Below are 23,164 nucleotides of genomic sequence, written 5' to 3' on the forward strand. Positions count from 1 at the left end.
ATGTCGTATTTAGAAAGCATATATTTTAAGGATTGTGACTGTAGAAGTTTTAAAGTTATAAATAGTGTTATAGGTAATATAGAATTTAAAGATGAATTTATAACTAAATTTAATGAGAATACATTTATAGATAAAATTGATATTAATAAAGTTGATAGTAGTTTTTATGAAAGGACAAGTATAGTTTATAAAAATATAGAAGCTATATATGAAGCTAATAGACTTTTTGATAATGCTGGAGAATATTACTATTTATCTAAGTGTATGGAGCAAAAAAAATTAAAGGGAATAGATAAGCTTAAGTCATACATATTCTGGATATTATGTGGTTATGGTGAAAGGCCTACTTATGCACTTATAACTTCTATAGAAATTTTATTAATATTTGCAATAATTTACATGTTTTTAGGATTGGACATTGGAGGTAATATTATAAATTATAATATAGATTTTATAATTAAGCTGCCTATAGATAATTTAGCTTTGGATTTCTTTCATTCACTTTATTTTAGTATCGTTACATTTACAGCAGTTGGATATGGGGATATAACACCCATTGGATATAGTATAATTTTATCAAGTATAGAGATGGTATTAGGGGTTACTATGATTGGAGTATGGACAGCTGTGTTAGCTAGAAAAATAACTAGATAATTTTCAGAATAATGCAAAAAAATATAAAAAAATATAAATATAGTTAAAAATATAGTAAATAAATGGTATTGAAAATAGTTATCAAATAATATAAAATATTATTGGAATAAGTAAAATATAAATTAATGGAGGAAATTATGGCTAATATTAAAAAGTTTTTTTATATAACTATAGGTATGATAGCATTTATATTAGGATCTATTGGTGTTGTTTTGCCTGTATTGCCAACAACACCTTTTTATTTGCTTGCATCTGTTTGCTTTGTAAAAGGGTCTGAAAAATTTGATAGATGGTTTAAAAGTACAAAGTTATACAAAAAACATTTAGAAAGTTTTGTACAAACAAGATCTATGACATTAAAACAAAAAGTTACATTAGTGCTATTTGCTGATATTATGATGTTATTTCCATTTATTATGATAGATAATCTATATATGAGAATAAGTTTGATACTAGTTTCTCTTACTAAGTTATACTACTTCACATTTAAAATAAAAACAATAAAAAAGGAGACAAAATATGCTAGATAAAAGATTATTATCCATATGTAAAGAGCCTAAAAAATACATATTTTTAACTGTAATAGCTAACTGGATCTCAGTTATATGCAATATAGGGATAATATTATTTGTAGGTGAAATAATCAATAAATTATTTAATAATGATTTTAGTTTTAATTTAGGAGGATATGTGATTTACTTAGCTTCTTTAATGATAATAAGATTCATTTCTAATTTTATGGCTGGTAAATTTTCACATAACTCTTCGGGACAAGTTAGAAGTATATTAAGAGAAAAGATATATAAAAAACTACTAGACTTAGGAGTTAATTATAGTGATGCTTTATCTACATCTTCAACTGTCCAAATTGCAGTTGATGGGGTAGAACAACTAGAAATCTATTTTGGCAAATTCTTGCCTCAATTATTTTATGGTATATTAGGTCCATTAACTTTATTTGCAGTTATGGCAACAATAAGTTTAAAAGCAGCTCTAGTGTTACTAGTATGTATACCATTAATACCAATATCAATAGCGGCTGTTATGAAACTTGCTAAAAAGCTTTTAAGTAAGTACTGGGGTATTTATACTAACTTAGGTGATTCTTTCTTAGAAAATCTTCAAGGTTTAACAACTTTAAAAATATTTGATTTAGATGAAGAGAAAAATGATGAGATGAACAAAGAAGCTGAAACTTTTAGAAAAGTAACTATGAAAGTTTTAACTATGCAATTAAGTTCTATAACTATAATGGATTTGATTGCATTTGGAGGATCAGCATTAGGTATATTAATTGCGGTTAATGAATTATCAAGAGGAAATGTAACTGTCGGTGGAGCTGTAGTAATAATTTTATTATCTTCAGAGTTCTTTATACCACTTAGATTATTAGGATCATTCTTCCATGTAGCCACTAATGGTATGGCTGCATCTGAAAAAATGTTTAAATTATTAGATACAGAACTTGAAGAAGAAAGTGAAATATCTAAAGAAGATATAAATAAGTTAAAAGATATATCTATAAATATAGAAAAGGTAAACTTTAGTTATAATAAAGATAGACAAATTCTTGGGAATATAAATATAGAAGTTAAGAATAAATCTATGGTCGCACTTGTAGGAGAAAGTGGATGTGGTAAAAGTACTATAACTAATCTTTTATTAAAATTAAGAAAAGTTGATGATGGAAAGATAACATTAAATGGAGTTAATATAGAGGATATTCCATTTAGTGTTTTAAGAAAAAAAGTAAGCTTTATAAGCCATAACTCTTATATATTCAATACAACAATAAGAGAAAATTTAATGATGGGAAATAAAAATGCAAGTGAAAAGGATCTTTATAAAGCTTTAATAAGTGCGAATTTATATGAATTTGTAATGAACTTAGATAATAAATTAGATACTAAAGTTGGAGAAGGGGGATCTTTATTATCAGGAGGTCAAAAACAAAGACTTGCTTTAGCTAGAATGATACTTACAAACCCTGAAATCTATATATTTGATGAAGCAACTTCAAATATAGATGTTGAAAGTGAAGATAGTATATTACAAACAATACAAGAACTATCAAAGGAAAAAACAGTTATAGTAATATCCCATAGATTAGCAAATGTAATAAATGCAGATAGAATTTACACGTTACATAAGGGTGAAATAGCTGAAAGTGGAAGTCATATTGAACTTATGAAAAATAAATCTGTTTACTATAATTTATACACTAAGCAAAGTGATTTAGAAAATGTATATGAAAATGAGATGGAGGTGGCTTCTTGTGAATAATGAACAAAAAAGAATATCTGGAATAAAGATAATGGCAAGACTAATAAAGATATTAAAGCCACTGACGCCTATAATGATGATAACAATAACTTTTGGAGTTATAGGTTTCTTAGCTGCAACAGCCGTAACGACTTTTGGAGCTGTTGCTATAAGTAATATTTTAGGTATAGAAATAGGATTTGAACTTAGTACTACTATAAAAATAATAATATCATGTGCAATATTAAGAGGTGGGCTTAGAGCTATAGAGCAATATTCTGGACATTACATTGCATTTAAGATATTAGCAATACTTAGAGATCAAGTTTTCAAAGCTTTAAGAAAGCTATCACCAGCAAAATTAGAGACAAAAGAAAAAGGAAATTTAATATCAGTTATAACTAGTGATATAGAACTATTAGAAGTTTTTTATGCTCATACAATAGCACCCATAGCAATAGCTATATTAACTTCTTCTATAACTGGAGCAATACTATATACTGTTCATCCTTACTTTGGGATAATAGGATTTGTATTCTATTTAATTGTTGGAGTAGCTATACCAGTTTTATCTTCTAAGTATGCAAATCAAGCAGGGCTTGAATATAGAAATGAGTTCGGTAATACAAATAGTTTTTTATTGGATTCTTTAAAAGGTATAAAAGAAGTTTTACTTTTTGGAACTGGAGAAGAAAGAATAAAAACTATAAATGAAAATAGTGAAAAATTAAATGAAAAACTTGAGGTAATAAAGAAACATGAGGGTATAATTAGAGCCTTTACAGATATAACTATAATGTTAGCTATATTAGTAACTTTATTTACAGGTGTAAAATTATTTGAATCTAATATTATAAACTTAGGTCAAGTAATATTAGCTATAGTTCTTTTAGCTAGTTCATTTGGTCCTACTGTTGCTTTAAGTAACTTATCCAATAACTTAATGCATACTTTTGCATGTGCTCAAAGATTATTTAATATACTGGATGATGTTCCGGCAGTAGAAGAAGTGCCTGGTGAATGCGACTTGAATATGGATAGTATAAATATTAAGCATGTTGGATTTAAATATAAAGGAAGAGAAGAAGAATTATTAAAAAATATAAACTTAAAAATTAACAAAGGTGAAAAAGTAGCTATAATAGGTAAAAGTGGTTGTGGAAAAAGTACATTATTAAAACTTATAATGAGATTTTGGGATGTTAATAATGGATCTATAGAAATTGATGGCAAAAACATAAAAAATATACCGACTAAATCATTAAGAAAAACGCAATCTTTAGTCAGCCAAGAAACATTTTTATTTAATGATACTATAGAAAATAATATAAAAATAGGAAACATAAATGCATCTGAAGAAGAGGTAATAGAAGCTGCTAAAAAGGCATCTATACATGAGTTTATAAAGACTTTACCTAATGGATATAAAACTAATGTAGGAGAAATTGGAGGTAACTTATCTTCAGGAGAAAGACAAAGATTAGGTATAGCAAGAGCATTTTTACATAATCCGCATGTTTTAATACTTGATGAACCAACTAGTAACTTAGATACTTTAAATGAAGCACAAATACTAAAGAGTATTCAAAACGAATCTGATGATAAAACTATCATAATGGTATCTCATAGAAAATCTAGTGCTGCAATATGTGATAAAAAAGTATATGTAAGAAATAATAGATTAGAATTTAACTAATGAGGTTACTATGGGAAGAATACAAAGAGAAAAAGAAACAATAGATTTAATGATAAAAATTTATTGTAATAAAAAACATAAAAGTAAGAATAATGACCTATGCGATGAGTGCAGAGAACTTTTAGACTATGCAAATAAAAGGTTAGATTTTTGTAAATTTGGAGAAGTGAAAAAGTTTTGTAGTAAATGTCCAATACACTGCTATAAAAAAGATATGAAAGCAAAAGTTAAGGATGTTATGAAATTTTCAGGTCCTAGATTACTATTACATAGCCCATTACAAGTTATTAAGCATATTATAGAAAAGTAAATTACTAAAGGAGTATATGAAAATATAGTATTTTCGTATACTCCTTATTTAGAATTACAATATTATTTATTTAATATAAATTTATTTATAACATTAGCAACACCATGTTCATTGTTGCTAGTAGTTATGAAGTCTGCTATGTCTTTTATACTATCACGGGCATTACCCATGGCAACACCAAGACCAGCATATTTTATCATATGTTGATCATTTTCTTCATCTCCAACAGCTATAGTTTTTTCTATAGGAAGATTTATATTATCACATAAAGCTTTAAGAGCATTTCCTTTATTAGCATCTTTATTTAAGAATTCTAAGAAATAAGGAGCTGATCTAACTATAGTGTATTTATCGTAAAACTCTTTAGGTATTGATTTTATTATTTCTTCTAGCTTTTCTGATTCATCAACAATCATTACTTTACAGAATTTAATATTATTATCTATTTTTTCCACAGGTATATATTCAACATCTATTTTATTAATAGTAGCCTCTAACTGAGTGTATTTACCAGGTATCTTACAAGGAGTTACTAAGTTAGTAGGTGTATTTATATGAATAAATGTATTGTGTTTTTTATAAATTTCATTATAAATCAAATTAAAGTCTTCTAATTCCATTTCTAAATCACATAAAATTTTTTCACTTTTTACTTCTTGAACAACAGCCCCGTTAAAACAAATAACATAGTCACCATCATCAGTAAGGTTTAACTCTTCTAATAAAGGTGTTACACCTGGTAGCGGTCTACCAGTAGATAAAACTACTTTTGCCCCTTGATTTTTTGCTTCTTGGATAGAAGTAAATACTTCAGGTGTTATTTTTTTTTCAGTATTTAACAAAGTTCCATCTATATCTAGTGCGATTAATTTATACATACAACCTCCCAAGCAATGAATAATTTGTTTCTAAGTTAGATTATACCAATATATTTATAATTAGTGTATAGAAAAAATATATAATATTGTATAATTTAATTATTAAGTATTAGTAAAAGGAGATATTATGAAATTTTCTGAGTTTAATTATAGAAAGACCAGATTATAATAAAATAAAAGTTTTATTTAAAATATAGTAGAAGAAATAAATATATCTAATACATATGAAGATCAAAAAAGTGCTATAGAAAAGTTAAATGTTATTAGAAATGAAATAGAAAGCATGTCTACTATAGCGTCTATAAGGTACTGTATAAATACAGAGTCTGATTTTTATGTGAAAGAGAGAGAGTATTGGGATGAGAACTCACCTCTATTTGAAGAATTAAATTCTATGTTTTATAAATCTATAGTTAATTCAAAATTTAAAGATGAAGTTATTAAAGATTATGGACAACAGTTTTTTAGTATATGTGAATACTCAATAAAGTCCTTTTCAAGTGAGATAATAGAAGAACTACAAGAAGAAAATAAATTATGTTCAGAATATACAAGATTACTAGCTTCAGCAAAGATAGATTTTGAAGGTGAAGAAAGAAATCTTTCGGGCTTAGGATCATTTATGCTTTCAAAGGATAGAGAGATAAGAAAAAGGGCTTCAAAAGCATATTATGCATATTTTGAACAAAATGAAGACAAATTTGATGAAGTATTTGATAAGTTAGTTAAAGTTAGAAATGATATAGCTAAAAAGCTAGGATTTAAAAACTTTGTTGAAGTTGGATATATAAGAATGATGAGAACTGATTATAATGCGAATATGGTTTCTAATTTTAGAAAGCAAGTTTTAGAATATATCGTACCGTTATCAGAAGAACTTTATAAAAGACAAGGTGAAAGGCTTAATTTAAATAAATTAACTTATATAGATGAGAATTTTGAGTTTAAAAGTGGAAATGCAACACCTAAAGGGGATCCTGAATATATAATAGAAATGGGTAAACAAATGTATTTTGAATTATCAGATGAAACTAAAGAGTTCTTTAATTTTATGTTAGAAAATGAACTTATGGATTTAGTTACTAAAAAAGGTAAGGCAGCTGGTGGATATTGTACATATATACCTAAATACAAGTCTCCGTTTATATTCTCTAATTTTAACAAAACAGCTGATGATATTGATGTTCTTACTCATGAAGCAGGCCATGCATTTCAATTATATATGTCTAGAGATATAGAAATGCCAGAAATAAATTTCCCGACTTTTGAAAGTTGTGAAATACATTCAATGAGTATGGAATTCATTACTTGGCCATGGATGGAGTTATTCTTTAAGGAAGATACACAAAAATATAAGTTTACTCATATGTCATCAGCTATTAAGTTCATACCATATGGTGTATTGGTAGATGAATTCCAACACCATATTTATGAAAATCCTAATATGAGTAAGACTGAAAGAAAATCTGTATGGAGAAAGCTAGAAAAATTATATCTTCCTCATAAAAACTACGAAGGATGTGATTTTTTAGAAAAAGGAACGTGGTGGTTTAAGCAAGGCCATATATTTAAAAATCCATTCTATTACATAGATTATACTCTAGCTCAAATATGCTCTCTTCAATTTTGGAAAAAGGTAAGAGAAAATAAAGTGCAAGGATGGGAAGATTATATAAATATTTGTAAAGTTGGTGGTAGAAAGTCATTTCTCGAAATTATTAAAATAGGTGATTTAAAATCTCCATTTGAAGATGGATGTGTGGAGAGTGTTGTATCTAATATAAAATGCTGGTTAGATAGCGTAGATGATACAAGTTTATAAAATAGAAGGGGATAATATAGAGGGAAATATGAATGGATATATATGATTTGATAATTTTAGGAGGGGGACCTGCTGGACTATCTTCTGGAATTTATAGTGGAAGGTCTAAGTTAAATACTTTAATAATTGAAAAGAAAAAAGTTGGTGGGATTATAACTGATACTTGTGAAATAGAAAATTATCCTGGTAGTATAAAAAATGAAACAGGAATTAGCTTAATGAAGCGTATGAGAGAACAGTATTTAGAACTAGGCGGTAATATAATTAAAGATATTATAGTTGATGTAGATCTGAAATCAGATATAAAAATATTAAGGAGTAAAGAGAGAACTTATAAGTGCAAATCACTAATTATTGCTACGGGATCTTTACCTAAAAAATTAAATATACCTAAAGAAAATAATTTTATAGGTAAGGGTATATCATATTGTGCTATCTGTGATGCGTATTTATATACAGATTTAGAAGTATTTGTAGTTGGCTCTGGAGAAAGTGCTATAAAGGAAGCTCTTTATATAGCTAAATATGCGAAAAAAGTTAATATAGTTGTTAGAAGTAATAAATTAAAATGCTCACAGTATATGAAGGATAAATTAATTAATAACCCTAAAATAAATTTGATTTTTAATAAGGTTGTTGAAAAAATAGATGGAGAGGAGATATTAGAAAAGATTTTCTTAAGAGATATTTATACTAATGAATTGGTAGAGTATAGAGGGGATGAAGATGATGGTGTTATAGGGTTATTTGTATTTATAGGTCTTAATCCTAAGACGGAATTATTTAAAAATTTTATTAATATGGATAATGGATATATAATAACTGATGAATGTATGGCAACTAACATAAATGGAGTTTTTGCTGCAGGAGATTGTAGATACAAAAAAATAAGGCAAGTTGTAACAGCTACTAGCGATGGAGCTATAGCAGCATTGAGTGTAGAAGAGTATTTAAGAAATTTAATCTAAATTGTAGGTGAGTCTTATGATAACTGTAGATAAGAATAATTTTGAACAAGAAGTTTTAAATTACGATGGAATAGTTGTGGTTGAATTTTGGAGTCAAGTATGTGAGCCATGTAAAGAATTATTACCATTTTTAGAAGAGTTAGATTTAAAGTATGGCAAAATAATAAAGTTTTGTGAACTTGATACAAAAAAGTCTATAAGGGTAGCTATAAAAGAAAAAGTCTTAGGATTACCAGCAATAGTTATTTATAAAAAAGGGAAAAGAGTAGATGAAGTAGTAAAAGATAATGCAACTGAAGAAAATATAGAAAATATGGTAAAGAAATATATATAATATTTATTGAAGAAAATATATTTTTAATATATAATATAATAAAATTAAATATATATCCTGTATATTTTTGATGATATGGTTCAAATGTTTCTACCAAGCTGCCGTAAATTGCTTGACTACAGGGGTTTATAATATAAAATATTTTACTTAATAAGATCTATATTAATAATATATAAATATAATATGATTGAATAAGTTTATTAAAATGAATATAAAACTCCTGTCTAATTTTGACAGGAGTTTTTATTTTATACATCAACATTTTAGTATATCAGGGAGGAAATGAGTATGAAGTTATTACAAGACAAAATATTAAATGAAGGTAGTGTATCTGGAAGTGATATACTAAAAGTAGATAGTTTTTTAAATCATCAATTAGACGTAAACTTTTTAAATGAGATAGGAAAGGAATTTAAAAAAAGATTTGCAGATAAAAAGATAGATAAAATATTAACTATAGAAGCATCAGGGATAGCTATAGCTTCTATAGCTGCGCAACATTTTGGGAATGTGCCGGTAGTTTTCGCAAAGAAGGTTGAATCTAAAAATTTAGATAAAGATGTATATGAGACAAAGGTATTTTCATTTACTAAAGGTAAAGAGTATAGTGTAAAGGTTTCTAAAAAATATTTAAATAAAGATGAAAATATATTGGTTTTAGATGATTTTCTAGCTAATGGAAGAGCAGCTTTAGGACTTAAAGATATCGTAGAGCAAGCCAATGCTAATTTAGCAGGTATCGGAATAGTAATAGAAAAAGGGTTCCAAGAAGGAAGAAACTTATTAGAAGAAGCTGGTATTAATTTACAATCACTAGCCATAATAGAATCTATTGAAAATGGAAATATAACTTTTAGATAATTGAATAAAAGTAAAAAAGCTTAAGTATATATAGACTTAAGCTTTTACTTTTTATATATAGGTGTTAAAATTTTATTTATATATTATTTTATATAAAAAGATGCTATACTATAAAAATCGAAGGGAATTATTAGATTCCTTATTTTAAATATTATATAATAATAAATTAAATTTTTAGGTAAAATAAAAATAAACTTTAAAAATATTTATTTTACAGAATCTAATGACTATAGTTAGTTTTATAGGAGGTACATAAATGAGATTTTTTATAGACACAGCTAATGTTGAAGAAATAAGACAAGCTAATGATTTAGGGGTTATATGTGGAGTAACTACAAATCCATCATTAATAGTTAAAGAAGGTAGAGATTTTATAGAAGTAATAAAAGAAATTACATCTATAGTTGATGGACCAATAAGTGCAGAGGTAATAAGTTTAGATCATGAAGGTATGGTAAAGGAAGCTGAAAAGTTATCTCAAATACATAGAAATATAGTAATAAAAATACCTATGACAGAAGAAGGTTTAAAAGCTGTAAATATATTATCTAAAAAAGGTGTTAAAACAAATGTTACATTAATATTCTCAGCAGCTCAAGCATTATTAGCAGCTAGAGCAGGAGCTACTTATGTAAGCCCATTTGTTGGAAGATTAGATGATATAGGTAAAGATGGAATAGAGCTAATAGCAGAAATAGCAGAAATTTTTGATGTTAATGCAATAGAAACTGAGATAATAGTTGCAAGTGTAAGAAACCCAATACACGTATTACAAGCAGCTAAATTAGGTGCTCATATAGCTACAGTACCATTTAAAGTTATAAAACAAATGCTATTACATCCTTTAACTGATAAGGGAATAGCTCAATTTATGAAAGATTGGGAAGGTTCAGAATTAAAATTATAGTAGTTATAAAGAATAAAAAAGGCTATACTCATACAGGTATAGCCTTTTTTATTCTTTATAATATAGAATCAACTAGTTCATTTTCGTTTTCTTTGTTATTTATATCATTTTGATAATATTTAGTTTTATTGAATTCTTTTTCACTACTACTTACAATTAAAGTACAAGCACAATCTCCCATTACATTTACAGTAGTTCTTGTCATATCTAATAATCTATCAACACCCATAATTAATCCAACACCTTCTATTGGCAAGCCAACAGATGTTAAAACCATAGATAAAGTTATCATTCCAACGCCTGGAACACCTGCTGTTCCTATTGAAGCTAAAGTAGCAGTTAATATTATTGTAATTAGTTGGTTTATACCTAAATTTATACCATAAATTTGAGATATAAATATGCAAGCAACACCTTGCATTATTGCAGTTCCATCCATATTTATTGTTGCACCTAATGGTAAGGTGAATGAAGCTACTGAATTATCAACTCCTAAGTCTTCCATAGTCTCTATTGTTAAAGGTAGAGCAGCATTGCTTGAAGCTGTTGAGAATGTTACTGCAGCTACATTTGCAAATTTTTTGAAAAATGGCTTTAAACTAAGTCCAGTAAGTCCTTTTATCATACCAGAGTAAACAAATATAGCTTGGATAAATAATGCTAAAACGACAGCAAACATATACTTTAATAAAGAGGCGAAAGCTTCAAAGCCAACAGTTGAAAATGTTTTAGTTATTAGTGCAAAAACACCGTATGGAGCAAATGACATTATTATAGATACCATTTTCATACATATATCATTAGCTGATTCAAAAAATACTCTAACAGATTCAGCTTTTTTACCGACCATACTCATAGCTATTCCTAATAATAAAGAAAAGAATATTATTTGAAGCATTTCTCCATTTGCTAAAGACTGAATTGGATTTGTAGGAATAGTGCCCAGTATTATATCAACCAAAGATTTACTTTCTCCAATAGTAGTTTCTGAAGTTATTAAGCTAGACATATCTAATCCTAATCCAGGGTTTATTAATTTACCAATTCCAAGTGCGATTGATATGGCTAATGCAGTAGTAAGTAAATAAAAGCACATTGTCTTAATACCAATTCTTCCTAATTTCTTTATATCCCCCATAGATGAAGAACCACATACTAATGATATGAAAACTAAAGGGACAACAAGCATTTTTATTGCACTTATAAAACCCGTTCCTAGTATTTCTATAATACCACCTAATAATATATTATCTTTTAAGTTTCCATTAGGCATAGATTTGATTATAAAGCCACAAATTATACCTAAAAATATTCCTATAAAAATTTTTGAAGTCAGACCTAACTTTTTTTTCATAGTAATTCCTCCTTTTAATAAAATCTATCAATTATTTTATAGTTAAATAGTAGCAATAAAAGGATGAATATGCAAGAAAAAATATAAAGCATTCAAAAAAATAAAAAATATTATTTTGTAATGAATTAACACTTAAGCAAATACTTGAAAATCAATGTGTAAATAAATGTACAACTTTAAGGTATAAATGAATAATTTTGAAAAATGAATTTAATATACGTATATAAATCAATTTTATTAAAATTGAATAAAAAGCGAAAAGATAAGTAATAATTACTGTTAAATGTAATTATATCTATATGAGTATATTAATTAATTTTATGTAGTTTTTGTTACTGATTTGTAATCATAGGTAACAGAGATGTAACTGTTATTTATCTATTTTAAGTGGTACTATTAGGTTATAGAAATCATATTAAAATTTATAAAAAATAAGCAAGAATTATTTGCAGAAGAGGGTGTGTATTAATGAAAAAAGGAATTATATCAGTATCTATATTATGTACAGGTTTATTAGTATTTTTAAACCCGATGAAAAATATGAGTTTTGCAATTAAAGATGATAGTATAAATTATAATGTACCTTCAAACATTATAAACGAAATTAAAGATGATAATAATTACATAAATAATGAAGATGAAAGTAATGGTAATATGAGTGATGGAGCTAATAAGAATAATGATGCTCAAGAAATAATAGATGCTCAAGAAATTATAAAAGAAAATAATAGTGAACAAGAAAAAAGTGATGTTTTCATTAATGAGAAAGAAAATGAAGTATCAGAATATGAAGAGACTACTGTTGTAGAAGAAAACATAGCTTTAACTGAAAATTTAGCAGAGAATATATTACAATCTATGTATCCTAATGTTGAGTATATATACCAAGGAAATGAAGGTGATTTCTCTGCACTACAAGAAAAAGGGTTAAGTGGTTATGTATTTTTACCAAATGTAGATGGAGATATGGGATACTTTGTTGATAAAGTTAATTCTAACATATATCTATTCCATCCAAGTGGATATTTAGAATTAATAAAATAGTAAAAAGAGCAAGCTTATAGCTTGTTCTTTTTTTATTGTAAGAAAATTGTAAGATTTAGATTAATCTTTTGTTAAGAAATGTTTATTACAATATTGTCAGTAAAGGTAAAAATAAATAGATATATTGTATAATGGAAGAAAGAAAAATAAGCAGATTTGATATTATTTAAAAATAAGGGATGGTAATATATGTATAATATTCTGATTGTTGATGATGATAGAGAAATAGTTGAGTCTATAGAAATATATTTAAAAAACGAAGGTTTTAATACCTATAAGGCTTATGATGGAATACAAGCTTTAGATATAATTATGAGTAAAGAGATACACCTAATTTTAATGGATATAATGATGCCAAAATTATATGGTATAAAAGCTACTATAAAAATTAGAGAAGAAAAGAATATACCTATAATATTAGTGTCAGCTAAGAGTGAAGATACAGATAAGATAATTGGACTTAATATAGGTGCAGATGATTATATAACAAAGCCTTTTAACTTGTTAGAATTAGTAGCAAGAGTAAACTCTAATTTAAGGAGATATATGAATTTAGGCAATTATAGTAATTTAGATGTGAATAAAGAAGTAATTAAAAGTGGTGGATTAGAGTTAAATACTTATACTAAAGAAGTGAAAGTAGATGGAGAAATTATAAAAGTAACGCCTATTGAATACAAAATATTAGAACTATTGTTACGCAATAAAGGTAGGGTATTCTCAATTGATGAGATATATGAAAAAGTATGGCAAGAAGAAAGTTTTAATGTAGAAAATACAGTAGCAGTTCATATAAGAAGGATAAGAGAGAAGATTGAAATCAATCCGAGAGAGCCGAAATATTTAAAAGTTGTGTGGGGAGTTGGATATAAAATTGAAAAATTATAGTTGGAAAATAATAAAAAGTAAAAGTTTAATATTTAATTGTATACTAATATTAGCTTTGTATATATTAATGCAAATAGCCGGTATACTAATTTGTTATACATTTTTTAGAGAAAGTATATTAGCAATTATATCTATAATGGTTTTAGTTAATTTAATATTATATAAAGTACTTGTTATATAAACAGTAAGAAGAGGTGGCTTAATGAAACAAGACAAAAAGGCTAAATTTACTATATTAACAATATTTATAATATCTTTATCTTTTTTATTAACATCAGTTATGATAGTTTTTAAAAGTGGAACTAGTGATATGAGCACTAGCTATATAAATAAAGATAAGTGGAGTTTTATAGAGCCAAATTTTTATAAAAGTGAAAGATTTGATGATAAAGTTTTACCTTCTATTGTACAAGGGATTGAAATTGAGTTGTATGGAGATAGTAATATTAATTCATATTATGGGTATTATGAATCTAATTCACTAGATAATATAAAATTTATTGCTATAGATAAAAGTACCAGTGATTATATTACAAATACAAAATATACTGATGTAGATGAATTTGAAAGAAATACAAATTCATATGTAAATATAAGTGTTAATAAAACTAGCAATACTTATATTAAAAAGGTTGGAAATGAAGAAAAAAAATAAATACTAACTACTATAGTAATATTTCTAATATAAACAATAGTATGGAATTATATTTATCTATACCTAAAAAGTTAAATGAACAAGGAAGTTTATATGGAGAATATTATATGTATACAAGAGCAATAAATCTCATTAAAAATTATTTCTTTATAGGATTAGTGTCGTCTATATTATGTATAATATCAGCCGTTGTATGCAAATTGAGAAAGGTAGATATTACAATTAAGGAAAGTAAACTATTAAAATATTATAGCAAAATTCCAGTAGAATTCATAATTGTATTATTAATATTACTTTTTGCTTTTGTTAATGATAATTATACATATTACTATATTGATTTTTTATCTAGTATTTTAATTATAATAGCTAATTTTATATTTATATTTTGTATAGTAATGTTTAAAAGTGAGTTTAAATATTTTGATAAAAAGACTGGCATATTAAAAACTAGTTTTATAATTAAAAATTTAATAAATGCTAAATATATAATAGTTAGTAGCATTAAAGCTAATAATAAAATTAGTATAATAAGAAAAATAGCAATAATAGGTATAGGGTGTATGATTTTAAACTTATTATCTTTATTTTTGGGTATAGGAGTTGTGTCTATAGTAATGACTATAACTATGATTTGTTTTACATCATATATATTAAAAAAACTTAACTATATAAATGAAATAATTGAAGGTTCAGAGAGAATAAAATCTGGTGATTTAAATTATAAAATATCTATCATAGAAGATGATAATTTAAATATATTAGCTGAAAACATAAATAATATTGGACAGGGATTAGAAAACTCAATAGAGGATACATTAAAAAGTGAAAGAATGAAGACTGAGCTTATAACTAATGTATCTCATGATTTAAAAACCCCTTTAACTTCTATAATTAATTACATACAGTTAATAAAAAAGGAAGAAAATATACAGCCGTCCTATATAAACGATTATATAAACGTATTAGATTCGAAATCTAAAAGACTTAATATATTAATTGAAGATTTATTTGAAGCAAGTAAGGCTAGTAGTGGAAATATAGAGCTTAATATGGAAAAGATTGATTTGAAGCAATTACTAATACAAAGTATTGGCGAAATGGAAGAAAAATTATTAGAAACAAGATTAGAGATAAAGCTAAATGCACCTAAAGAGAAGGTATATATATATGCTGATGGAAGACGTATGTTTAGAGTTTTTGAAAATCTTTTATCTAATATAGTAAAGTACTCTTTAGAAAGAACGAGGGTATATATAGATATAAGTGTTAATGATGGAACGGTAAATTTAACAATGAAAAATATATCTTCCTATGAATTAAATTTCGATCCAGTTGAAATAATGGAAAGGTTTAAAAGAGCAGATGAATCTAGAAATACAGAAGGTAGTGGTTTAGGTTTAGCGATAGCAAGGGATTTAGTAAATTTACAAGGTGGTAACTTTAAAATAGAAATAGATGGAGATTTGTTTAAATCTATTTTAGAATTTGATGAAATAAATTAATAATTATAAAAAATGATGTAAGATAGTAAAACTATCTTACATCATTTTTTATTCATTTAATTCGCATAAAAGTGATGAAGAACGATATTGAGAAGGTGTTTGATTTGTAAACTTTTTAAAGATTATACTATAATAAGTTTGATTGTTAAATCCAACCGAAAAAGCCACTTCTAGTAAACTTAAATTTGTATTTCTCAAAAGTTCTTTACTTTTTTCAACTCTAAAATTATTTAAAAAATAAGAAAATGTGTTTCCTGTATACTTTTTAAATAAACTGCAGAAATAACATTTATTTATATCTAACTCTTCACAAATAGAATCTATAGAAATCTCTTCTTTATAATGCATATGTATATATCCTATCGCTTTTCTTATATAAGGACTCATTATAGAAGATGGAGTACTTTGCTTTAATTTATCTTCATAGATACTAAGAATTAAAGTACTTAAATATTGACAACAAGCGATAGGTTTATAAGGAATATCTTTATTTATTAAATTAGTAATAACATTTGTTCTAAAAGGCCCTATAACAAAATATCCAGTTTTTTTATTATATTTAGACATATCAACAATTTTATAATTTATATCATTTTTCAATTTCAAATGAAAATTTGTGAACTCTTCTTCAGAATTATTTATATTTAATTTGATTTCTTCTATAGGATATATCCTATCAAAAAAATCTGTATATCCAACTTTACAGAGATCTTTAAACTCTTCATTTGTTAATCTTATTGGAACATTACAACAATTGTAAAAGTCTGTTAAAATGCTAGTTTCAAAATTCATATATAACTCCTAAAATTTATTTAATACATAAAAAATGTAAAAATACTTAAAAAATATAAATATAATGAAAAATATTTATGTAATTTGTAGTATAATCATATCGTAAATGAAAATCAGTATCATATAATAAATAATACTTTTTATAAAAATAAAAGTCAATACAGAAATAATTAATATATTTGGAGGGAATACATGATATTTAAAAATAAGGCATTAAAAACAACAGCAGCGGCAATTGCTATATTTTCTATGGTAGCTACAGGATCAGTGAACTATGTTCATGCAGATAGTTATATATCAAATGAAGGAATATCAATAGAAAGATCATTAGTTGATGATATATATGATGTAAATTATGATGTTATATATATAAAGGATGGACAAGATAAATCAAATCATATAAAGGCTCATATGCAAGGGGTTAAAGTAAAAGTAGAAAATGGAAAGATATACTTAGTTGTAGAATATAAAGCAAGTTCACACGCAATTATGGATGAACACAAATTTATAGTAGATGGAAAAGAAGTTCAGTATAAAAATGAAGGGTCTTCTTACACTATAGAATTAAATAGTGTTAATTCGAAAGTTGAAGCAAGTATGAAAGTTAACATACCGGGTGTAGCAGCTCATTCTTCAGCAATGGCATTCCAAATAGTACCACAATTTGATGTAAAGCAAGTAATCAAAGATGATACATATCCAGTTAAAAATTCAGTGTCATACATAGGGTCAGGGGATGCAACTATAGGAAATAATATGGCGCGTCAAGTACTTGAAGAAAATTCTACAATAGAAGTAAAAAATGGTGAGATAAAAACTACTCTTACTTTCAGCGAATCAATGTATACATTCTTAGGTGACTTTAAAGTTAAGGTTGATAATGAAAGTGTAGATGTAGAAGTAAATAAAGCAAATAGAACAATAAGCTTTGCAATTCCATCAATAGATTCTAAAGTTGTTGTAAGTGTAAATGTTACTATGATGGGAAGAGAAGTAAGTTTTTCTACTGAATTTGATAAAACAAATATAAAATATGAAGAAATAATTGTATCAAAACCATCAAATGGATCAGAAGATAACTCAGGAACAGGTGGAAACACAGGAGGATCTACAGGATCAGAAGATAACTCAGGAACAGGTGGAAACACAGGAGGATCTACAGGATCAGAAGATAACTCAGGAACAGGTGGAAACACAGGAGGATCTACAGGATCAGAAGATAACTCAGGAACAGGTGGAAACACAGGAGGATCTACAGGATCAGAAGATAACTCAGGAACAAATGGGAATACAGGGGGATCTATAGGATCGGAAACAACTGGAACAATAAAAGATGGTACTTATACTGTTAAGAATACAGTTTCTTATGTAGGAACAGGAAACAGTGAGCTTGGAAATAGTATGGCACGTCAAGTACTTGAAGAAAATTCTAAAATTGAAGTTGTAAATGGAAAAATAAAAGTAACATTAGGATTCACAGAAGCACAATACTCATTCTTAGATAATTTCAGAGTAAGTGTAGATGGGAAAAATGTTTCTTTAGATGTAAATAAACAAAATAGAACAATAAGCTTTGAAATACCATCAATAGATTCAGAAGTATTAGTTAGTGTAAATGTTACAGCTATGGGTAGAGATGTAAGTTTTAAAACTACATTTGATAAAAGTACATTAGTATTTGGTGATAATACTACAAATAATGGAAATTCAACTACTACAAATAATGGTACAACTACAAATACAGATACTAACACTGATGAAACTACAGCAACTGTAAAAAAAGGAAAGTTATATACTATACAAAATACAGTTTCTCACTCTAGTCAAACAGGTAAAGAAATGGCTAGAAAATATTTAAGTTCAACATCTAAAGTAGAAATAGTAGATGGAGAAACATATGTAACATTAACATTTACAGGATCAAGTTATATGAAAAATCATGCTATATATGTAAATGGAAGTAAGGTATCTCACACTGTTGTATCAAAATCAGGAGATAGCATAAGTTTAAGATTTAAAGTATCTGAATTAAGTGACTCTATAAAAGTTGGAATGTATGTAATACCAATGTCTAGAGATATAGAGTTTGGAGTAACATTACTAGAAGATACATTAACATTTGTAAAAGATTTTGATTTAAATGAAGATGGAACTCTTCCTCAAACTGGTTCAGCTTTAGACTCAAGCATGATGATAGGAGCAGGATCTACAATGATTTTAGCTGCAGGCATTTTAGGTAGAAGAAAAAGAAAGTAGGAATTTAAATGAAATCATTTAAAAATATATTACAGGGAAAAATAAGTAAATTAATGTCATTATTGTTAATAGGAATAATGACATTAACTTCAAACTTTGCTTATGCAGATAAAAATGATGAAATAGCAAGTGGTATATACACATTAACTAATGAAACAAAATATTTAGATGGAAATGAAATAGGAGATTCTATGTCAAGATCATATACAGATGAGAATATGACTCTTGAAAAGAGAGATGGAAAGATTTACTATACATTAGGTCTTTCTGGAGCTCAATATATGAATAACCATAGGATTCTTGTTAACGATGAAAGTGTAGAATTTGAAAAAGTAGAAGAGAACTTAGAAGAAGGAACTATAAAGTTAAAATTTGAAGTTACAAATCCTGATGATACTATTCTTATACAAATGTATGTAGATGCTATGGGAAGAGATGTAGAATATCAATTAATACCTAATTTAGATTCATTAGAGTTAGTTGAAGCTTTTGAAGAATCAACGCCTGAAGAAGTTGATTCTTCAAGTGAAGATAAAGAAAGTGAAAATGTCCAAACTCAAGTTAAGGAATCTTCTCAAAATAATTTAAGTAATGTAATTATAATTGGTGTAGTAGTTATTTTAGCAATAACAATAATATTTGTATTATTTAAGAGAAAGAAGTAAATGAAAAGAATATCTAAGATTTTATTTACACTGGGCCTAGTATTAGTATTGGGCTCAGTGTCTTTAAATATATATACAAAATATAAACAAGAAGAAGCTAAAAATAACTTTACACAAAAAATCAATGAAGAAAATAATGAGAATAGTGAAATTAATCTTGGTGACGAAATTGGATTAATTGATATACCTAGTGTTGGAATAAACTCTGTTATAGTAAGTGGCACTAATAAGGAACAAATAAGATACTACGTAGGTCATTTTGAGAATACAGCAATGCCAGGAGAAAATGGGAATTTTTGTATAGCTGGACATAGTAGCACAGTGTACAATAATATATTTAATGATTTAGATAAAATAAAGATTAATGATGAAATAAAAATAACCAGTTTAAAAGGTGAATTTACTTATATAGTAAGCGATATTTTTGAGACAGAGCCTACTAATATGAGTGTTTTAAATCAAGACAATGATTTAAAAGAATTAACGATTGTTACTTGTACTAATCAAGGTAAAGATAGGTTAATAGTAAAAGGAAATTTAAAGAAGTAGGAGACAATCATGAAATTAAAAAAATGTTTGATAAATATATTTGCACTAATGTCAATGATGACAATAATAGGATGCTCAAATGATGATGCTAAAGAAAATAATGTAGCTAAACCAGAAGATAAAACTTACGGTGAAGATTCGATAGTAGTTGCAACATCAGTTGCAGTTACTGAAATATTAGATGAGTTAGGAGTTAAAGTAAGTGGAGTACCAAAAACATCTTATGAATTACCACAAAGTACAAAAGATGCAATTGAAGTTGGAGCTCCAATGAATCCAGATTTAGAAATTATAAAATCTTTAAATCCAGATCTAGTTGTATCAGTAGATACATTAGGTCAAGACTTTATAGATACATTTACTCAAAATAATATACCTAGCGAATTTGTAAACTTAAGTAGTTATGATGGTTTAAAAGAAACTATAAATACTCTAGGAAAGAAGTTTGGTAAGTTAGAAAAGGCTAGCGAGATAATATCACAATTAGAATCAAAAGAAAGTGAATTAGAAGCTAAATTTAATAATAGTGAAAAGCCGAATGTATTAGTTATATTTGGAGCACCTGGTACTATGATGCTTGGAACAAGCAAAAGTTATGTTGGTAATTTAGTAGAATTGGCAGGTGGAAATAATGCATTAGAAAATTCAAGTTCTTCTTTTGTTCAAATTAATAAAGAAGAGTTGCTAAATATAAATCCAGATAAAATTGTAGTAATGACTCATGCAGATCCAGAAACTACAAAGGCTCAAGTTAAAGAAACTTTAGAAAGTGATGCTGCATGGAAAAACTTAGAGGCTGTAAAAAATGGAAATGTATATTATTTAGAAAATGACTACTTTGGCATGAGTGCAAATTTAAAAGTAATTGAAGCTTTGGATATGATGCATGATATACTTTACTAAAGAGAATGAGGTTTTATAGAAATGAAAATAAATTCAAATAAAAAGAAAAGTTTTTTGATACTTCTATCATTAATAGCAGTATTAGGATTATTTTTAGTATCTATTAACTTAGGTAGTATAAAAGTCGAAATAAACGAACTTATAAAAGGGTTACTATATAATACGAATAATCCCAAAATAAATATAATAAAAGATATAAGAATTCCTAGAGTTATTGCAGCTATAATTATAGGATCCAATTTAGCTGTATCAGGAGTACTTTTACAAGCTATAATAAGAAATCCACTCGCAGAGCCTTCAATAGTAGGTATATCATCAGGGGCCTCATTAGTTTCAGTGGTAATATTATTATTTTTACCGAAATTAAATTTTATAAGACCATTATTTGGTTTTTTAGGGGGGCTATTAGCTTGTATGATGGTATTTTCATTGTCATATAAAAAAGGCTTGTCAGCTATAAGAATAGTTTTAGCTGGAGTAGCAGTAAATGCGATGATAACTGCAATTACAAATATAACTATTCAGTTTGGAGCCGGAACTATAAGCAGTATACAAAGTTGGTTAACCGGAAGTTTAGCTAATATAACATGGATAGATATTAAACTTTTATTAGTGTATTCAATTATCGGACATATTGGTGCATTTTTACTTTATAAATCATGTGACTTAATAGCGCTGGGGGAAAAAAATGCAAAGAGCTTAGGACTAAATTATGATTTACATATGTTCTTAATATGTATAGTTGCAGTATTTTTAAGTGCAACAGCAACTTCAATAGGCGGAGTAATAGCATTTGTTGGTTTAGTAGTGCCTCATATATGTAGAATAATTATGGGATCGACTCATAAATACTTAATACCATTTAGTATAACAATGGGAGCAATATTACTTTTAATAGCTGATACAGTTGGAAGAATAGTATTTAGCCCACTAGAAATTCCAGTAGGTGTTGTTATGGCGGTAATAGGTGGTCTTGTATTTTTATGTTTACTTAGAAGGAGTGAAGTATAATGATAATTGGAAATGATATAGAATTTTCTTATGATGAGAATAAAGATTTTATTAAAAATTTAAATATAAATATAGAAAAAGGTAAAATAACTACAATACTAGGTCCAAATGGTAGTGGTAAATCAACACTATTAAGTTTATTATGTGGTATAAATAAAGTTAAAAATGGTGAAATATTAATTGATAATTTAAGTATAAAGAAAATGAAGTATAAAGATATAGCAAAAAAAGTTGCCACTGTACATCAACAAAACTCTGTGCCAAATGATATAACTGTAGAAAACTTAATTAGTTATGGTAGATTACCTCACAAAAAATTTTTTGAAAAAGAAAATAAGAATGACAATGATATAGTTAAATGGGCAATAAATTGTACAGGTTTAGAAAAGTATAGAAATAAACCCGTTATGAGTTTATCAGGTGGAGAAAGACAGAGAGTATTTATATCTATGGCATTAGCTCAGAAACCTGAAGTTTTATTTTTAGATGAGCCTACTACATATTTAGATATATATCACCAAATCGAAATTTTAGAACTTGTAAAGTCTATAAATAAAGATCATGGTATAACTGTAGTTATGGTACTTCATGATATAAATCAAGCTATAAAATACAGCCATAATATCGTTGTAATGAGAAATGGTTGCCTTATAAAAAGTGGCAATGCTAAAAATATAATGGATATAAATCTGTTAAAAGAAGTTTATAAAGTTGATGGTATTATGAATAACTTAGAGAATGAGCAGTATTTCATTCCAACTAAGGTTTGTAATTTATAATAAAAATATAAAAATATTAAAAAAAACTAAATATAATTAAAGTTAATTTTAGATATTCATGTAAAATAATAAGA

23 protein-coding genes and 1 riboswitch are annotated in these 23,164 nt (G+C 26.6%); of the genes, 20 read left to right on the forward strand and 3 right to left on the reverse strand.

The window, feature by feature from the left end; all coding sequences use genetic code 11:
• The 5 genes from EIH23_RS01905 to EIH23_RS01925 all read left to right on the forward strand — a co-directional run.
• On the forward strand, positions 1 to 654 hold a 654-nt coding region (locus EIH23_RS01905; RefSeq protein ID WP_122638531.1), incomplete at its 5' end, for a potassium channel family protein.
• Between the two features lie 137 nt (positions 655 to 791).
• Entirely contained in the window at positions 792 to 1,184 is a 393-nt protein-coding gene (locus tag EIH23_RS01910; RefSeq protein WP_122638532.1) for a YbaN family protein, read from the forward strand.
• Positions 1,174 to 2,937 (forward strand): ABC transporter ATP-binding protein/permease, encoded by a 1,764-nt coding sequence (locus tag EIH23_RS01915; protein ID WP_122638533.1) that lies wholly within the window; start codon positions 1,174 to 1,176, stop codon positions 2,935 to 2,937. Before EIH23_RS01910 ends, EIH23_RS01915 begins: the two co-directional genes overlap by 11 nt.
• Positions 2,938 to 2,968: 31 nt before the next feature.
• On the forward strand, positions 2,969 to 4,612 hold the full coding sequence (locus EIH23_RS01920) for an ABC transporter ATP-binding protein (protein WP_206425638.1): 1,644 nt from the start codon (positions 2,969 to 2,971) through the stop codon (positions 4,610 to 4,612).
• 10 nt (positions 4,613 to 4,622) lie between these two features.
• Positions 4,623 to 4,922: a nitrous oxide-stimulated promoter family protein gene (locus EIH23_RS01925; protein WP_122638534.1), complete on the forward strand. Its 300-nt coding sequence runs from the start codon at positions 4,623 to 4,625 to the stop codon at positions 4,920 to 4,922.
• Between the two features lie 62 nt (positions 4,923 to 4,984).
• Here EIH23_RS01925 and yidA read toward each other — a convergent pair whose 3' ends face one another.
• A complete protein-coding gene (gene yidA / locus EIH23_RS01930) occupies positions 4,985 to 5,800 on the reverse strand; it encodes a sugar-phosphatase (protein ID WP_122638535.1) in 816 nt (271 codons plus the stop codon).
• 262 nt (positions 5,801 to 6,062) lie between these two features.
• On the opposite strand from yidA, the gene EIH23_RS01935 reads away from it, so the two are divergent.
• The 5 genes from EIH23_RS01935 to fsa all read left to right on the forward strand — a co-directional run bounded on the left by EIH23_RS01935 (position 6,063) and on the right by fsa (position 10,692).
• Positions 6,063 to 7,622, forward strand: coding sequence for a M3 family oligoendopeptidase (locus EIH23_RS01935; protein WP_334294981.1), 1,560 nt, complete (start codon positions 6,063 to 6,065; stop codon positions 7,620 to 7,622).
• 32 nt (positions 7,623 to 7,654) lie between these two features.
• Positions 7,655 to 8,590 carry a thioredoxin-disulfide reductase gene (trxB, locus tag EIH23_RS01940; protein ID WP_122638537.1) on the forward strand — a complete coding sequence of 312 codons (936 nt, stop codon included), beginning with the start codon at positions 7,655 to 7,657 and terminating at the stop codon, positions 8,588 to 8,590.
• A gap of 16 nt (positions 8,591 to 8,606) precedes the next feature.
• Complete coding sequence (gene trxA, locus EIH23_RS01945) at positions 8,607 to 8,924, forward strand: thioredoxin TrxA (RefSeq protein ID WP_122638538.1); 318 nt, start codon at positions 8,607 to 8,609, stop codon at positions 8,922 to 8,924.
• A gap of 37 nt (positions 8,925 to 8,961) precedes the next feature.
• Positions 8,962 to 9,063, forward strand: a riboswitch (purine riboswitch).
• A gap of 149 nt (positions 9,064 to 9,212) precedes the next feature.
• The gene (locus EIH23_RS01950) at positions 9,213 to 9,785 is read left to right on the forward strand and encodes a xanthine phosphoribosyltransferase (protein ID WP_122638539.1); all 573 of its coding nucleotides are present in this window, start codon (positions 9,213 to 9,215) and stop codon (positions 9,783 to 9,785) included.
• A 256-nt stretch (positions 9,786 to 10,041) separates the two neighbouring features.
• Positions 10,042 to 10,692, forward strand: coding sequence for a fructose-6-phosphate aldolase (gene fsa, locus EIH23_RS01955; protein WP_122638540.1), 651 nt, complete (start codon positions 10,042 to 10,044; stop codon positions 10,690 to 10,692).
• A 55-nt stretch (positions 10,693 to 10,747) separates the two neighbouring features.
• Here fsa and EIH23_RS01960 read toward each other — a convergent pair whose 3' ends face one another.
• Positions 10,748 to 12,046 (reverse strand): dicarboxylate/amino acid:cation symporter, encoded by a 1,299-nt coding sequence (locus EIH23_RS01960; RefSeq protein ID WP_122638541.1) that lies wholly within the window; start codon positions 12,044 to 12,046, stop codon positions 10,748 to 10,750.
• Positions 12,047 to 12,514: 468 nt separating this feature from the next.
• Here EIH23_RS01960 and EIH23_RS01965 point away from each other — a divergent pair, with 468 nt between their 5' ends.
• From EIH23_RS01965 to EIH23_RS01985, 4 genes are all read left to right on the forward strand, one after another.
• Positions 12,515 to 13,090: a hypothetical protein gene (locus tag EIH23_RS01965; protein ID WP_122638542.1), complete on the forward strand. Its 576-nt coding sequence runs from the start codon at positions 12,515 to 12,517 to the stop codon at positions 13,088 to 13,090.
• Between the two features lie 189 nt (positions 13,091 to 13,279).
• The gene (locus EIH23_RS01970; protein WP_122638543.1) at positions 13,280 to 13,978 is read left to right on the forward strand and encodes a response regulator transcription factor; all 699 of its coding nucleotides are present in this window, start codon (positions 13,280 to 13,282) and stop codon (positions 13,976 to 13,978) included.
• Between the two features lie 202 nt (positions 13,979 to 14,180).
• Positions 14,181 to 14,633 (forward strand): hypothetical protein, encoded by a 453-nt coding sequence (locus EIH23_RS01980; RefSeq protein ID WP_122638545.1) that lies wholly within the window; start codon positions 14,181 to 14,183, stop codon positions 14,631 to 14,633.
• Positions 14,634 to 14,740: 107 nt separating this feature from the next.
• Positions 14,741 to 16,135: a sensor histidine kinase gene (locus EIH23_RS01985; protein WP_164488955.1), complete on the forward strand. Its 1,395-nt coding sequence runs from the start codon at positions 14,741 to 14,743 to the stop codon at positions 16,133 to 16,135.
• Between the two features lie 48 nt (positions 16,136 to 16,183).
• Here the strand turns inward: EIH23_RS01985 and EIH23_RS01990 are convergent, their stop codons facing one another.
• Positions 16,184 to 16,927, reverse strand: a complete 744-nt coding sequence (locus EIH23_RS01990; RefSeq protein WP_122638547.1) for a helix-turn-helix domain-containing protein — start codon at positions 16,925 to 16,927, stop codon at positions 16,184 to 16,186.
• 192 nt (positions 16,928 to 17,119) lie between these two features.
• On the opposite strand from EIH23_RS01990, the gene EIH23_RS01995 reads away from it, so the two are divergent.
• The 6 genes from EIH23_RS01995 to EIH23_RS02020 are packed head-to-tail and all read left to right on the forward strand — an operon-like array spanning position 17,120 to position 23,090.
• Positions 17,120 to 19,183, forward strand: a complete 2,064-nt coding sequence (locus EIH23_RS01995; protein WP_122638548.1) for an NEAT domain-containing protein — start codon at positions 17,120 to 17,122, stop codon at positions 19,181 to 19,183.
• A gap of 8 nt (positions 19,184 to 19,191) precedes the next feature.
• Positions 19,192 to 19,848: an NEAT domain-containing protein gene (locus EIH23_RS02000; protein WP_122638549.1), complete on the forward strand. Its 657-nt coding sequence runs from the start codon at positions 19,192 to 19,194 to the stop codon at positions 19,846 to 19,848.
• On the forward strand, positions 19,849 to 20,397 hold the full coding sequence (locus EIH23_RS02005; protein WP_122638550.1) for a class D sortase: 549 nt from the start codon (positions 19,849 to 19,851) through the stop codon (positions 20,395 to 20,397). It begins immediately after the preceding gene.
• A 9-nt stretch (positions 20,398 to 20,406) separates the two neighbouring features.
• Positions 20,407 to 21,300: a heme ABC transporter substrate-binding protein IsdE gene (gene isdE / locus EIH23_RS02010; protein ID WP_122638551.1), complete on the forward strand. Its 894-nt coding sequence runs from the start codon at positions 20,407 to 20,409 to the stop codon at positions 21,298 to 21,300.
• A 21-nt stretch (positions 21,301 to 21,321) separates the two neighbouring features.
• A complete protein-coding gene (locus tag EIH23_RS02015; RefSeq protein ID WP_122638552.1) occupies positions 21,322 to 22,311 on the forward strand; it encodes a FecCD family ABC transporter permease in 990 nt (329 codons plus the stop codon).
• Positions 22,311 to 23,090: an ABC transporter ATP-binding protein gene (locus tag EIH23_RS02020; protein ID WP_122638553.1), complete on the forward strand. Its 780-nt coding sequence runs from the start codon at positions 22,311 to 22,313 to the stop codon at positions 23,088 to 23,090. The genes EIH23_RS02015 and EIH23_RS02020 overlap by 1 nt, the downstream gene beginning before the upstream one ends.
• Positions 23,091 to 23,164 lie beyond the last annotated feature (74 nt).

This window comes from Romboutsia sp. Marseille-P6047 (genome assembly GCF_900604535.1).
Classification (GTDB): Bacteria; Bacillota; Clostridia; order Peptostreptococcales; family Peptostreptococcaceae; genus Romboutsia_E.

Bases quoted from the DNA above. Each gene is read 5' to 3' on its own strand.
- EIH23_RS01965 (WP_122638542.1), top strand. From the start codon at position 12,515: ATGAAAAAAGGAATTATATCAGTATCTATATTATGTACAGGTTTATTA.
- EIH23_RS01985 (WP_164488955.1), top strand. From the start codon at position 14,741: ATGTATACAAGAGCAATAAATCTCATTAAAAATTATTTCTTTATAGGA.
- isdE (WP_122638551.1), top strand. From the start codon at position 20,407: ATGAAATTAAAAAAATGTTTGATAAATATATTTGCACTAATGTCAATG.
- EIH23_RS01920 (WP_206425638.1), top strand. From the start codon at position 2,969: ATGGCAAGACTAATAAAGATATTAAAGCCACTGACGCCTATAATGATG.
- EIH23_RS01960 (WP_122638541.1), bottom strand. From the start codon at position 12,046: ATGAAAAAAAAGTTAGGTCTGACTTCAAAAATTTTTATAGGAATATTT.
- EIH23_RS01950 (WP_122638539.1), top strand. From the start codon at position 9,213: ATGAAGTTATTACAAGACAAAATATTAAATGAAGGTAGTGTATCTGGA.
- EIH23_RS01970 (WP_122638543.1), top strand. From the start codon at position 13,280: ATGTATAATATTCTGATTGTTGATGATGATAGAGAAATAGTTGAGTCT.
- EIH23_RS01925 (WP_122638534.1), top strand. From the start codon at position 4,623: ATGGGAAGAATACAAAGAGAAAAAGAAACAATAGATTTAATGATAAAA.
- EIH23_RS01990 (WP_122638547.1), bottom strand. From the start codon at position 16,927: ATGAATTTTGAAACTAGCATTTTAACAGACTTTTACAATTGTTGTAAT.
- EIH23_RS02000 (WP_122638549.1), top strand. From the start codon at position 19,192: ATGAAATCATTTAAAAATATATTACAGGGAAAAATAAGTAAATTAATG.
- yidA (WP_122638535.1), bottom strand. From the start codon at position 5,800: ATGTATAAATTAATCGCACTAGATATAGATGGAACTTTGTTAAATACT.
- EIH23_RS02005 (WP_122638550.1), top strand. From the start codon at position 19,849: ATGAAAAGAATATCTAAGATTTTATTTACACTGGGCCTAGTATTAGTA.
- EIH23_RS02015 (WP_122638552.1), top strand. From the start codon at position 21,322: ATGAAAATAAATTCAAATAAAAAGAAAAGTTTTTTGATACTTCTATCA.
- EIH23_RS01995 (WP_122638548.1), top strand. From the start codon at position 17,120: ATGATATTTAAAAATAAGGCATTAAAAACAACAGCAGCGGCAATTGCT.
- EIH23_RS01980 (WP_122638545.1), top strand. From the start codon at position 14,181: ATGAAACAAGACAAAAAGGCTAAATTTACTATATTAACAATATTTATA.
- EIH23_RS01915 (WP_122638533.1), top strand. From the start codon at position 1,174: ATGCTAGATAAAAGATTATTATCCATATGTAAAGAGCCTAAAAAATAC.
- EIH23_RS02020 (WP_122638553.1), top strand. From the start codon at position 22,311: ATGATAATTGGAAATGATATAGAATTTTCTTATGATGAGAATAAAGAT.
- trxA (WP_122638538.1), top strand. From the start codon at position 8,607: ATGATAACTGTAGATAAGAATAATTTTGAACAAGAAGTTTTAAATTAC.
- EIH23_RS01910 (WP_122638532.1), top strand. From the start codon at position 792: ATGGCTAATATTAAAAAGTTTTTTTATATAACTATAGGTATGATAGCA.
- trxB (WP_122638537.1), top strand. From the start codon at position 7,655: ATGGATATATATGATTTGATAATTTTAGGAGGGGGACCTGCTGGACTA.
- fsa (WP_122638540.1), top strand. From the start codon at position 10,042: ATGAGATTTTTTATAGACACAGCTAATGTTGAAGAAATAAGACAAGCT.